12 protein-coding genes are annotated in these 12,575 nt (G+C 53.5%); 5 read left to right on the top strand and 7 right to left on the bottom strand.

The genetic code is table 11. The features are described 5' to 3' along the window. The first annotated feature begins 105 nt into the window (after positions 1-105). Positions 106-1,140, top strand: coding sequence for an ABC transporter substrate-binding protein (locus tag QQM41_RS09240; RefSeq protein ID WP_339076947.1), 1,035 nt, complete (start codon positions 106-108; stop codon positions 1,138-1,140). Positions 1,141-1,191: 51 nt separating this feature from the next. On the opposite strand, the gene QQM41_RS09235 is transcribed toward QQM41_RS09240, so the two are convergent. Genes QQM41_RS09235 through gluQRS form a run of 3 tightly spaced genes read right to left on the bottom strand, consistent with a single transcriptional unit; the run spans position 1,192 to position 4,679 of the window. After that, positions 1,192-2,397, bottom strand: a complete 1,206-nt coding sequence (locus QQM41_RS09235; protein ID WP_050818345.1) for a pyridoxal phosphate-dependent aminotransferase — start codon at positions 2,395-2,397, stop codon at positions 1,192-1,194. Between the two features lie 3 nt (positions 2,398-2,400). Then, positions 2,401-3,759, bottom strand: a complete 1,359-nt coding sequence (locus QQM41_RS09230) for a pyridoxal phosphate-dependent aminotransferase (RefSeq protein ID WP_003623165.1) — start codon at positions 3,757-3,759, stop codon at positions 2,401-2,403. An 8-nt stretch (positions 3,760-3,767) separates the two neighbouring features. Then, complete coding sequence (gene gluQRS / locus QQM41_RS09225) at positions 3,768-4,679, bottom strand: tRNA glutamyl-Q(34) synthetase GluQRS (protein WP_339076946.1); 912 nt, start codon at positions 4,677-4,679, stop codon at positions 3,768-3,770. 192 nt (positions 4,680-4,871) lie between these two features. Between gluQRS and QQM41_RS09220 the strand changes: the two genes are divergently transcribed. After that, complete coding sequence (locus tag QQM41_RS09220) at positions 4,872-5,435, top strand: HNH endonuclease (RefSeq protein WP_050818347.1); 564 nt, start codon at positions 4,872-4,874, stop codon at positions 5,433-5,435. Between the two features lie 15 nt (positions 5,436-5,450). On the opposite strand, the gene QQM41_RS09215 is transcribed toward QQM41_RS09220, so the two are convergent. Both QQM41_RS09215 and QQM41_RS09210 read right to left on the bottom strand, forming a co-directional pair. Further along, on the bottom strand, positions 5,451-5,750 hold the full coding sequence (locus QQM41_RS09215; protein ID WP_339076945.1) for a hypothetical protein: 300 nt from the start codon (positions 5,748-5,750) through the stop codon (positions 5,451-5,453). 173 nt (positions 5,751-5,923) lie between these two features. Beyond that, positions 5,924-6,136: a heavy-metal-associated domain-containing protein gene (locus QQM41_RS09210; protein WP_003623174.1), complete on the bottom strand. Its 213-nt coding sequence runs from the start codon at positions 6,134-6,136 to the stop codon at positions 5,924-5,926. Between the two features lie 132 nt (positions 6,137-6,268). Between QQM41_RS09210 and QQM41_RS09205 the strand changes: the two genes are divergently transcribed. Continuing rightward, positions 6,269-6,931, top strand: coding sequence for a hypothetical protein (locus QQM41_RS09205; protein WP_339076943.1), 663 nt, complete (start codon positions 6,269-6,271; stop codon positions 6,929-6,931). Positions 6,932-6,952: 21 nt separating this feature from the next. Here the strand turns inward: QQM41_RS09205 and hpnR are convergent, their stop codons facing one another. Both hpnR and ndk read right to left on the bottom strand, forming a co-directional pair. Next, positions 6,953-8,512 carry a hopanoid C-3 methylase HpnR gene (gene hpnR, locus QQM41_RS09200; protein WP_050818349.1) on the bottom strand — a complete coding sequence of 520 codons (1,560 nt, stop codon included), beginning with the start codon at positions 8,510-8,512 and terminating at the stop codon, positions 6,953-6,955. Between the two features lie 263 nt (positions 8,513-8,775). After that, on the bottom strand, positions 8,776-9,198 hold the full coding sequence (gene ndk / locus QQM41_RS09195) for a nucleoside-diphosphate kinase (protein ID WP_035362113.1): 423 nt from the start codon (positions 9,196-9,198) through the stop codon (positions 8,776-8,778). A gap of 135 nt (positions 9,199-9,333) precedes the next feature. Between ndk and abc-f the strand changes: the two genes are divergently transcribed. Further along, positions 9,334-11,223 (top strand): ribosomal protection-like ABC-F family protein, encoded by a 1,890-nt coding sequence (gene abc-f / locus QQM41_RS09190; RefSeq protein ID WP_339076942.1) that lies wholly within the window; start codon positions 9,334-9,336, stop codon positions 11,221-11,223. Between the two features lie 184 nt (positions 11,224-11,407). Continuing rightward, complete coding sequence (locus tag QQM41_RS09185) at positions 11,408-12,529, top strand: AI-2E family transporter (protein ID WP_050818351.1); 1,122 nt, start codon at positions 11,408-11,410, stop codon at positions 12,527-12,529. The last annotated feature ends 46 nt before the right edge of the window (positions 12,530-12,575 follow it).

Here is a 12,575-nt window from a genome sequence, read left to right as displayed (position 1 = left end):
TAGCTAACCTAAATCGCGCCGTAAACCCCCTTTTTTATTTTTTTTCATATTCCCTCCATCACTCATAAAGCGACAGACACAGCAAGACATAGTAAACCTACAGAAATGAGCGCCCAAGGTCCTTCCCAAACACGTCGTAACCTCCTGCTTGCTGGCATGGGCGGTATTGCCGCCATTGGTGGAGGAACCTTTCTGGCAACGCGTGGCAAACATCATCCACACAAACAGCCAGATGGCACTTATCGGCAGATCAAAATAGGTTGGCCCAATTCTGGATCGGCACCCGTATTGGCTGTCGCCGCGCAAAAAGGGTTTTTTGCGCATTATAGCCTGGATGTAGATTTACCCTTTGCCACCATTAATGGAGAAGACACCATTAATGCACTGGCCAGAGGTGACATTCACTACGCCGTAGCCCCTGCCCTTACGTGGCTCAGGCATCTTTATGCAGGGCTTAATGCGCAATTGCTGATTGGCGTGCAGCCCGGCAACTTCCGCCTGCTCGTGCGCCGCAGTAGCCATATTACACGGCTGGACCAGCTTATGGGCCACACAGTAGCCGTTATGGACCAGAACGCGGCAGATAAGCTGTTTTTTGCCATCATGATGCGTCGCAAGGGATTGGACGCCATGAACCGCATCAACTGGCTGGACTTGCCGCTTCCGCAAATTGATGATGCCGCGCGCAACCAAAGAATTGATGCTGTTGTCGCGCATGATTATCAGGCTTGGTGGCTGCTCCAATCATTCCCTGATCTGTTTATTGAACTGGCTGGCAGCAACACAGGCCATTATGCCGAGCGCACAAGCATGGTGCTTGGTGCCTCCAGCTCTGTGCTGCAAGATGACCCGGATGCTGCCATTGCCCTTGTGCTGGCCCTGCGTGATGCTGCCCGATGGACAGACACCCACCGTGATGATGCCGCAACCCTGATTGCCCCAGATGTTTCGGATCTTTCTGCAGCCAGCATACGCGCAATGCTACACAGCGAACCAGCTATCCGGCCTGTTATTGGCAAATCATTACGCGATCAACTGGCGCAGTATTGTGATGAACTGCAACTGGTAGGGCTGCTACCGGAAACGGAAGACAGCACGGCACTTGCACATCATTATGCCCGCAACGTTTTAAAAGAATAGTAAAAACGCAGGACTTATTCTCAAATAAGCCTGCGTTTTTACTTAAAAGCCTTACTGCAAGCCTTCTACAAACTGAGCAATACGCTGGCAGGCCTCTTGCAGTGTTTCATCTGCCGTTGCGCAGGACAGGCGCAAATAAGGTGAATGCCCAAAGGCGCTTCCCGGCACGGTGGCTACAAAAGCCTCTTCCAGCAAGGCCAATGCAAAGTCATGGTCTGTTTCCAGCCGTTTGCCCGCTGCTGTCGTGCGGCCAAGGCACCCAGCAACACCCGGATACGCATAAAACGCACCATCTGGCATAGCACAGGTAAAGCCCGGAATAGCGCGCAAGGCTTCCACCACCATCCGGCGGCGGCGGCCATATGTTGCCACCATTTCCTGCACCAGATCTGCCGGGCCATCCAAGGCAGCAGCAGCAGCTGCCTGCGCTATGGAACACACACCAGACGTGGCATTACCCTGAACACCCCGCATGGTGGCAATAAGATCTGCCGGGCCACCCGCAAAACCAACGCGCCAGCCTGTCATGGCATACGCTTTGGAAACACCGTTAAGGGTAATGGTGCGGTCTTTCAGATCAGGCGCAACCGCCGCGATGGATGCTGATTTTGCACCATCAAACACCAGATGTTCGTAAATCTCATCTGAAAGTATCCAGATATCTGGATACTGCCGTAGCACTTCCGCAATAGCGCGCAGATCATCCGCTGAGCACACACCACCTGTTGGGTTATTGGGGAAGTTCAGCACCACCCAACGCGTGCGGGGTGTTAGCACTTTTGCCAGTTCATCTGCCTTCAGGCGAAAGCCGTCTTCCTCCCGGCAGGAAACATAAACAGGCGTGCCACCAAACATACGGGCAATAAGCGGATAGCTCACCCAGTAAGGTGTGGGCACCACCACTTCATCACCCGCATTCAGCGTGGCCATGAACGCATTAAAAATAACCTGCTTGCCACCGTTGGAGACCATAATCTCCTCCGGCTTGTAATCCAGCCCGTTTTCACGCGTGAACTTGCGGGCAATGGCCGCCTTAAGTGCAGGCGTGCCATCTACGGGTGGATATTTGGTCTGCCCGGCCAAGGCTGCCTGATGGGCTGCCTCCACCACGGCAGGCGGCGTGGCAAAATCCGGCTCCCCCAACGCAAGGGAGATAACGGGCTTGCCCTCCGCCTTAAGAGCGCGTGCACGGCGTGCCATTTCAATAGTGGCAGGCGCAGGCAAACCTTTTAGTCTGTTCGCAAAAGACCGCGCCATATTTTACAGCAGCCCTTTGCAAAAACGTTGAATACGCGTGCAGGCTTCGCGCAGGCTATCTGTATCCGTTGCATAGGAAATACGGATATGGCCGGGGAACATGAAGGCCGAACCATGCACGGCAGCAACGCCTTCTTCTTCCAGAAGGGCTGTTACAAAATCTTCATCCGTTTCCAGCTTTTTGCCGCCCGGAGATGTTTTGCCCAAACATTTTTCCACCGACGGGAACACATAGAATGCACCTTGTGGCATATCGCATTCCATCCCTTCGGCTTCATTCAGCATGGAAACAACCATGTCACGCCGCCCCTGATAGGTGGCAACCATTTCCTGAATAAAGTCCTGCGGGCCGGTGAGTGCTTCCACAGCCGCAGCCTGCGCGATGGAACAGGTGTTGGAGGTGGACTGCCCCTGCAGTTTGTTCATGGCTTTTGTCAGTTCCACCGGAGCGCCGGAAAAACCAATACGCCAGCCTGTCATGGCATACGCCTTGGAAACGCCATTCATGGTAACGGTGCGGCTACGCAGCAGCGGCTCCACTTCCACAAAGGTGGCGGGGCGGAAGCCATCGTAAACCAGCTTGGCGTAGATATCGTCTGTAAAGATCCACACATGCGGGTGGCGGAGCAGAACATCACACAGCGGGCGCAGATCTTCGGCTGAATAGGCAACACCTGTTGGGTTACAGGGTGAATTCAGGAAAAACCATTTTGTGCGTGGTGTAATAGCGGCTTCCAGCTGTTCTGCCGTAATCCGAAAACCATTTTCACGTTTGCAGGGCACAATAACAGGTGTGCCTTCTGCCAGCGTGACAATATCAGGGTAAGAAACCCAGCAAGGTGCGGGAATAATTGCCTCATCACCCGGGTTAAGGGTGGACATCATGGCATTATAGATAATCTGCTTGCCGCCAGTGGAAACAATAACTTCCTCTGGCGTGTAATCCAGACCACTATCAAGCTTAAAGCGCTCTGCTACGGCCTTACGCAGTTCTGGCGTGCCAGCAACATCGGTATAACGGGTCTGGCCGTTTTCAATGGCCTTGGCCGCTGCGCGGGAGATGTTTTCGGGCGTGCGAAAATCTGGCTCACCGGCAGAAAGGCTGATGATGTTCCGGCCTTCGGCTTTGAGTGCGCGGGCCCGTGTCGAAATGACAATCGTCTGGCTCGGGCTGATCCTGTTCATGCGGTCAGCAACAATGCTCATGGTTCTCTTACTTTCCGACACTATGTTTTTCATGCCAATAACCAGGACATCACCCATGCCCCAGAAACAGACATTTGGTTCTGGGGCGGCACAGTAATCCTGTTCGGCCTCTGGCGGAACCGGAGATTTCTCATACGCCGCGTTTTTTGTACGCAATTCAGGGTTTATCTCTCAAAAATATGAGGGAAACCCGCTTTGCAACGCACATCTTCCGCCGAAAGGCCTGCTTCACGCATAGCGCGCACAGCCAATGCCCCATCCCGCTTGGCCAATCTGCGCCCTTCTGCGTTACACAATAGAGGGTGAAAACTGTATGCCGGCACGCTCCACCCCATAAGTGTTTGCAATACCCGATGCAGATCTGTTGCTGGCCGTAAATCTTCCCCTCGCGTTACCAGCGTAACACCTTGGGCTGCATCATCATGCGTCACGCAGAGATGGTAGGATGCGGGAATATCCTTGCGTGCAAGAACCACATCCCCAAACAATTCAGGATGACACATAACTGTTCCGCGCTCTTGATCCTGATACGTTAATGGTGCGCCTTGTGTGTGCTGATGCACCCATTGCAAGGCTTTACCCATATCCAGCCGCAGCACGTGGGGCTGCCCTTGGCTAATACGATCCTGCCGTTCTTGACCTGAAAGATGGCGACACGTTCCGGGGTAACACAAACTACCATCTGGAGCCGTATGAGGTGCTGAGAATATGGCAGCACTTTCACGCATGATATCAGACCGCGTGCAAAAGCAGGGATACAGCACCCCCATTGCATTCAATGTTGCCAACGTAACCTGATACGCTGGCATATTGGCTGATTGCCTTAAAACGGGCCGCCCAGAGTGCAACCCCAACCATTCCAGATCTTCCAGAATGGCGGGAATAAATGCAGGTTTGCAGCGTTGGATATCAATGTCCTCCAGCCGCACAAACCATTCTCCATCCGGCTGCGCCTTTTGCCAGCCATACAAAGCCGAAGCCACATGCCCCAGATGCAGAAAGCCCGTGGGGCTAGGCGCAAAGCGTGTAACCCATCCCTCAGGGTTTGTTTGACTATTATGTAATAAATTGTTCATGTTTTTCGTGAAACTATTACTAAAATCTAAAAAGAGGCGCCAAACAGACAGCCGTTTTGTTGCCTCCCTCCAGAACCTCTGCAATACTGCATGCAGTAATTACCTCGACGACGCACCTTTTGCAGGCAATCGGCTCCGAGTTTTACGATCGCAGAAAGATGCGCCCTCGAAGATAAGCCGAGGAGACAAGTCTTGCCTGACGGTAGTACCCTCAACTTTCCTGCATTGGTTCTCAATGCAGATTTCCGGCCTCTCTCCTACTACCCTCTTTCCCTATGGGCATGGCAGGATGCCATTAAAGCTGTGTGGCTGGATCGGGTTTCTGTGCTGAGTGAATACGATACCGAAGTTCATTCTCCGCATCATACTATCCGCCTCCCCAGTGTGATTGCCTTAAAAGATTATATTCCAGCAGCACGTAAGCCAGCCTTCACCCGCTTTAATGTTTTTCTGCGTGATAACTTTTCCTGCCAGTATTGTGGTGAACGCCACCCTACGCAGGAACTCACGTTTGATCACGTTATCCCACGTTGCAAAGGTGGCAAAACAAGCTGGGAAAATATTGTAACCGCATGCGGTTGCTGCAATCTGCGCAAAGGTTCGCACCTTCCGCATGTTATTGGCATGTTGCCGCGGCATCGGCCAGAACGCCCCTCATCCTGGCAGTTGCAGGAAAACGGGCGTGCCTTTCCGCCTAACTACCTGCATGAGAGCTGGCGCGATTATCTGTATTGGGACACTGAACTGGAAAACTGATCAGGCAGCCGCTTTTCAGCGCGTATAGCTGTAGCCGTATTCATCCGCCAGTTTCTGAAGATCCGGGGCATCTTTCAGGTTTAGCGGAATCGGCTTTGCGTTTTTCTCACCAAACATAAAGCCGTGGTTGGTCATACGCTGGCATGTATTGGCCGCAAGCGGAAAGCTAAGATACATCGGCCTGGCCATTTGCTTGCGCAGGCAGGTAATATCCGTATCAACCAATGGCAGACGCCCAACCTCGGAAGAGCAGCCACCCAGCAGGGCTAGGCCTACCGCTACAAACCCAAGGCGTAATGTATTTTTCATCTGCATAACGGATCAGCCACCTTGCTTCAGCATATCTTGCAGCGGCTGCTGGCCGCGCTGATGTGTCATTCGGAAATATGCATACTGCCAGTTTCTACCTACCTCAGCTAGACAGGGAACATCACGCCCCCTGTCTGCCAGCCGCATGGCAGAACCGGCTTTAATACCAAGATCCGCTTTTAGCTTACTTCGTAGCCTGCGCCACGGATTGCGTTCTGCAGGGAAGAAACGCCAGCCCGAGTTGGATCATACGTTACTTTCACTTCACGCGTTGCCAGATTAACATCTGTGGCTTCTACACCATCAATAGCAGCAAGGGCGCGCTTGATAGCAGACACACAGCCATCGCACGACATACCATCCACCATAAAGCTTGCTGTGGTTTGGGTCATTTATCTGTACCTTTCTTAAATAACATATTTACGCCGCATCATACGTTGCGCGCCTTATAGCGCAGCTCTGGCCCAGACGGAATAAGCATATAGGCAGTCTGCCATCCTGCATTCTCATGCTATATTGCGTGCATGAGCAGCCTTTCCGCGCCTTCTGGCCCCAGCAAAATGCACAACACCTCAACTCAGTGGCGGGATACGCCGCTCCACCGCCTGATGCTGGCAACACTTATAGAAAAACTGGAAAACAGACTGCTTGCCAACCCCAGCGCCACACGTGTGCTGGAACAGTGGATAAATACTTACAATCTGGCGCCGGATAACAACTTACATGCCCACCGCCAAACAGAAGGCAGTATGCCTTGCCCGCCATTCCTGCTGAAAACGCTATTGGGCGCTTCTGATACGCAAACAGAGGATGTGCATTACAGGAAAGTACAGCTTACCGCACATGGGAAGGTTTTTTCAGAAGCCGAAAACTGGTACGTTCCGGCAAGATTATCTCCGGAAATGGCTACACAGCTGAACACAACAGATAAGCCCTTTGGACTTGTTGTGGCGGCCCTTAACTTTTCCCGCCAACTCATCAAACGGGAAAGCTTGTGGTTCCCTCTTCCTGAACACTGGGAGCGGAATGGAATACCTGCAGGTTCTGACCGACCTATTGACCTGCCACCCTATCTCTTCCGCCATATGGCGGTGTTGCGCACGCAAACAGGGCAAGCCTTTTGTGTGGTGATTGAAACCTACACCACAGAAACTCTAAGGTTTCCGCCGCCAGCCTTGCCAGCATAGACGGAAACCTTAGTTTATTTTTTACGCTTCGGCGTCAGCCTCTGCGCATTCACCCATACGGGTTGTATCTACAAATTTTTCAGTCGCATCATCCAGCGCGCGGGTTTTACGCCCACCGGGACCATGCACGTACAGGTCTTTCTTGTTCAGCTTGGTCACGGCATCAGGCTGCACAGGCATCAGATACCGTGCAGGACGCTGATGATCCGCCAGCTGAAGTTTGGGGTTGAAGACCGAATTGAACTTCCAGAGCATTTTTACAAAGTTGGTCTGGCCATTGCGTAGCAGACGCGCCGCAATACCTGCGGTGTCTTTCAGCGCTTCCCAACCCATGTGCTTGGTGTTGAGCACCTGCTGGGTTTTTACCAGCTCTTCGTAAAACTCTGGCAGCGGCAACGTGGTGGGCAGCACGGCGTGCTGAATATCGAACAAACGATAATCCCGCGTTGTCAGGCGGCGTGCTTCCTTGTGCCAGATTTCTGTGCCCGGATACGGCGTGGTGACAGAAATGTTCACGATATCCGGGATTTCCAGACACCACTGGCGCACCGTTTCAAAGCGCTTCCGATCCCATGAAGGATCAGCAATGATGTTAATGGCAACAATCAGGCCCAGAGAACGTGCATATTCCAGCGCTTCAAAGTTTTTATCCAGAGAAACACGCTTACGGAACTGCTTCAGGCCTTCTTCATCCACAGCTTCCATGCCGATGAAGATGTAGGAAAGCCCGATTTCACTCCAGACCTTAAACACTTCCTTGTTGCGCAGCAGCACGTCTGCACGCGTTTCAAGGTAGTATTCCTTTTTAATGCCGCGCTTCTTGATTTCGTTGGCAATGGCCATGCCGTGCTCTTCATGCACGAAGGCCACGTCATCCACGATAAAGATGCCGGGTTCCTTAATTTCCTCCAGCTCATCCGCAATCACCTGCGGGCTGGCTGTGCGGTAGGAACGGCCATAGAATGTCCAAGCAGAACAGAATGTACAATCCCACGGGCAGCCACGTGCAAATTCGATAGAGGCTGCCGGGTCCAGCGTGCCAATAAAGTATTTGTTGCGGTGGCGCAGAAGATCGCGCGCCGGGCGCACCTGATCCAGAGATTCTACAAAAATAGGTGGCGGCCCTTCACCATCCTTGGTGATAACGCCGGGCACTTCCAAGATATCTTTGCCATTCTGCACGGCATCCAGCAGCAGCCCAACCGTGGCGTCGCCTTCACCTTTCAGAATGCAGTTGATGGTACCTTCAGAAAGTTCCAGCACATCCTTTGCAATAAAGGATACGGAATGCCCGCCTACAAACTGGAAGATATTGGGGTTGCGGTAGCGGGTTTCGCGGCACAGATCCAGAATTTCTGGCACGTTTGCCAGATAGTTGCCGGAGTAACACACCACATCGGGCTGAAACTCATCCAGCATTTTCCAGTAATCTTCATGCGTTTCAGCCTGAAGATCCAACAGCTGTACATCATGCCCCGCACTGCGGGCCGCACCAGCCACCAGCTCCAGGCCAAGAGGCTCCAGACGGAGAAAGACCCGCGTGTACATCAGGGCGCTGGGGTGAACCGCCAGAACTTTCATGTCATTCCTTTTCGCTCGCAAAGCCAACAGCGCGCGGAGGCTTCCTCAACACGCAGCCGGAAAAATTCTTTGGATGCTTACATATTAGAGGAATGCTTATAGAGCAAATGTTAGGCGTGACCCCATCTTTGCAGCCACACCTCCCATGCAAAAGGTGCTTACCTCTTGCATACTGCGCCCAATAGGCCGGCCGCAGCAATATATATTTATATAGCTCTGGCTGGCAGCCTAGGCACCAGCCAGAGTAAATCCGAAAAAACGGATCAGGGCAGGATTTCGGTTTCCGCAAAGAAGAAGCGGATTTCGTTCGCTGCGTTTTCTGCGCTGTCGGAACCATGCACGGAGTTTGCTTCAATGCTTTCAGCAAACTGAGCGCGGATGGTGTTGGGTTCAGCCTTTTTGGGGTCTGTTGCGCCCATCACTTCACGGTTTTTGGCAACTGCGTTGTCACCTTCCAGAACCTGCACCACAACCGGGCCGGAGATCATGAAGGACACCAGATCGTTATAGAACGGACGTTCTTTGTGTACTTCGTAAAATGCGCCAGCCTGAGCCGGAGAGAGCTGAATGCGCTTCTGGGCAACAATGCGCAGACCTGCATCTTCAAACACGGCATTGATCTTGCCGGTCAGGTTGCGACGGGTTGCGTCTGGCTTGATAATGGATAGCGTACGTTCTTTAGCCATTGGGTTTCTCCTGTTTTCTGGCATACCAGCACCATAAGGGTGGCAGCCGTAGCGCACCATCTAGAGCATATCGGCGCGGGCTGGTAGGTACCATGCCGGATGTAATGCACGATTCATAAAGAAACGAGAGTTGCGTTGAGCCTTCTTGTCATATCCGATCTTACCCTGCGCATGGCAGGCCGCACCCTTCTGGACCAGGCTAACCTGTCTATAGAGCCCGGGCGCAAGGTGGGCCTTATCGGGCGCAATGGGGCCGGAAAATCCACCCTATTGGCCGCAATTGCGGGCGATATTTCCCCAGATGGTGGTGAAATTCGCCTATCCGCCCGCGCCCGCATGGCACGCGTAAAGCAGGAAGCCCCAGCAGATGGCGCATCGCTTCTGGATACCGTGCTGGCCGGTGATACCGAACGCAACGCCCTTCTGGCAGAGGCCGAAACAGCAACCGACCCCGTACGTATTACGGAAATACATGAGCGCCTGCGCGCCATACGTGCAGATAGCGCACCAGCACGCGCGGCCTCTGTTCTCGCTGGGTTAGGGTTTAATGCGGCCGCACAGGCTCGCCCTGTTTCAGACTTTTCCGGCGGTTGGCGCATGCGTGTTTCCCTCGCTACCGCCCTGTTTCTTGAACCAGATTTGCTGCTGCTGGACGAGCCCACCAACCATTTGGACTTGGAAGCCACCCTTTGGCTGGAAGATTGGCTACGTCGATTCGCTGGAGCTGCACTAATTGTCAGCCATGATAGGGGGCTGCTGGATTCCTGCGTGGATGCCATTGCGCATCTGGACCACGGCAAGCTCAGCCTAACGCCGGGTGGATACGAAAATTTTGTGCGCATTCGTACAGAGCAAGCCTTACAGCAGGCCCGGCAGGTTGAAAAAATTGCGGCCCAGCGGGCGCATATGCAGTCCTTTGTGGATAGATTCCGAGCCAAGGCTACCAAAGCCAAGCAAGCACAGGCCCGCCTGAAAGCTTTGGAAAAACTGCCCGTTATCGAATCCGTAGTGGAAGAAACGCCCGCGCACTTTTCATTCCCCGAGCCTGAGCAGCTTCCCCCTCCCATTCTGACCATGAACCGTGCCAGCGTGGGGTATGACGGCAAACCTGTGCTCAGCAATCTTTCCCTCCGGCTGGATATGGATGATCGCATTGCCCTGCTTGGCGCCAACGGCAACGGTAAATCCACCTTTGCCAAGCTTCTTGCGGGCAGGCTGGAACCACTATCTGGCACGGTAGAGCGGAATCCTCGGCTTAAAATTGGGTATTTTGCCCAGCATCAAGCTGAAGAACTGCGCCTGAACGAAACACCTATAGACCACATGGCGCGCGCCCTACCCAAAGCCACGCCTCCGGTTGTGCGTGCCCAGTTGGCACGCTTTGGGCTGGATGCAGAACGCGCTGAAACAGCGGTAAAAGACCTTTCGGGCGGAGAAAAAGCACGCCTGCTGCTGGCTTTGGCAACGCGAGATGCGCCACAACTTCTGCTGTTGGACGAACCCACCAACCATCTGGACCTTGATGCGCGTGATGCGCTTATTCGTGCACTGGCAGATTATGAAGGTGCTGTGGTTCTAATCAGCCATGATCCACATCTGGTTGAGCTTGTGGCGGATCGGCTATGGTTGGTAGGTGATGGCAAGATCACCCCATTTGAAGGTGATATGGCGGAATACCGCGCGTGGTTGATTGAACACAACCGCGCAGCAAACCGCCCCAAACAGGACACTACGGCCCAGCCAAGCCGCAAGGATGACAGGCGTGAGCGCGCAGAAGCCCGCAAGGCCCTAGCCCCTTTGCGCAAGGTTATCAAAGACGCCGAAGCACGCCTTGCCAAACTGGCGCAGGAACAGCAGAAAATTGAAGCCAGCCTAGCTGACCCCGTTTTGTATAGCGAAGGAAAAACGCAGGACCTCACGCGCCTGAACACACGCCTTGCTGCCCTTAAAAAAGAACAGGAAGAAGTAGAAGAACGCTGGCTGGCCGCCGAAGCTGAAATGGAAGAAGCCGCCAACGAGGCCTGACCCCCAAACTGGCGTGAGGCATTTTTGCCAATGCGCCAGTTTTTTGTGTCTGACTTTTCAGAATTTTCTTCTCAGATCATGAGACACATGGATAAGAATACATCTCAAACGCAGTAGCACTGCCTCTTTGTCTTACCCTTCCCTACATTCCAGCCTCAAACAGCATTCCGAAAGACATTTGCGCATGCCTTCAGATACCCCTTCTCCTGCCACTCCCCTTGCTGGCGGGCCGTATGAAGGCAAGCCGCATTCGGCAGATTGGCTACAATCCATTTCCAGAATCCTGCGCATGACCTTCAGCGGCGCTGTTATTGCGCTGGTTGTTTGGTTGATGGGCGATGTGCTGATGGTGGTGTTTGCATCAGTGCTTTGTGCTGTCGTGCTGCATGGGTTGTCTAAAATTCTGGTGCGCCACCTTCGGCTGCCATATGGGTGGGCGCTCAGTGCTGTTATCTGCGGGTTAATCGGGAGTGCTGTTTTTTTGGTCTGGAACAGCGGGCCAGCCATGATCAGTGAAGCCCTGCGCCTGCAAGATGCCTTGCGCCAGCAGGAAACGGCACTGCGCAGCACCCTGCAAAGCACGCCCACGGGCCAAATGATCCTGAACTATCTCCCTGCATCTTTAGGTGGCCATCAAGCTGGTGGGGGAGATACCAGCAGCCTTGCTTCTCTTGGCTCCCGTATTGCCGGGTCCATGACAGGCATTCTGGGGTCTGCTTTTGGGGCTATTGGCACATTGTTGGTTGTGCTGATTGCCGGGTTGTATTTTGCAATGTCTCCGGCTGTTTACGCCAATGGCTTTTTGCGGTTGGTGCCTGTTTCCAAACGCCCCAAAGTGCGTGATCTCCTGCTTAGAGCCGGGCAGACACTTTGGGCATGGGTTGCCGGGCAATCTTTAGACATGCTGGTGGTTGGCACGCTTTCTGGCCTTGGCCTGTGGTTTATTGGCGTGCCTTTGGCGCTGGCGCTGGGTGTGCTTGCCGGGCTGTGTAATTTTATCCCGTATATTGGCGCCATTATGGGGGCTGTTCCTGCGTTACTGCTGGCCCTTTCTCTGGGCACGCGGGAAACCATTATGGTGGCTGTGCTTTATAGCGTGATCCAGTTTTTAGAAGGTAATGTGCTGGCCCCGGTTATTCAGCGCCACGCCGTGCAAATGCCCCCTGCCCTTACAGTGCTATCACAGACCCTCTTTGGTGCCATCTTGGGGTTTCCGGGCCTGATTTTTGCCTCTCCGCTTACGGCTGTGTTGATGGCAACGCTGGATGGCCTTACCCCCAAGTTGGACGAAAAAGATCAGATTTAAACGCGGGCAGTGACATGATTGTATAATTATCGTAAGGTTTTGGTAA

Origin of the sequence: Acetobacter sp. AC2005, from assembly GCF_037901235.1 — a bacterium.
GTDB lineage: Bacteria > Pseudomonadota > Alphaproteobacteria > Acetobacterales > Acetobacteraceae > Acetobacter > Acetobacter oryzoeni.
This window is presented reverse-complemented; position numbering and strand designations above follow the sequence as displayed.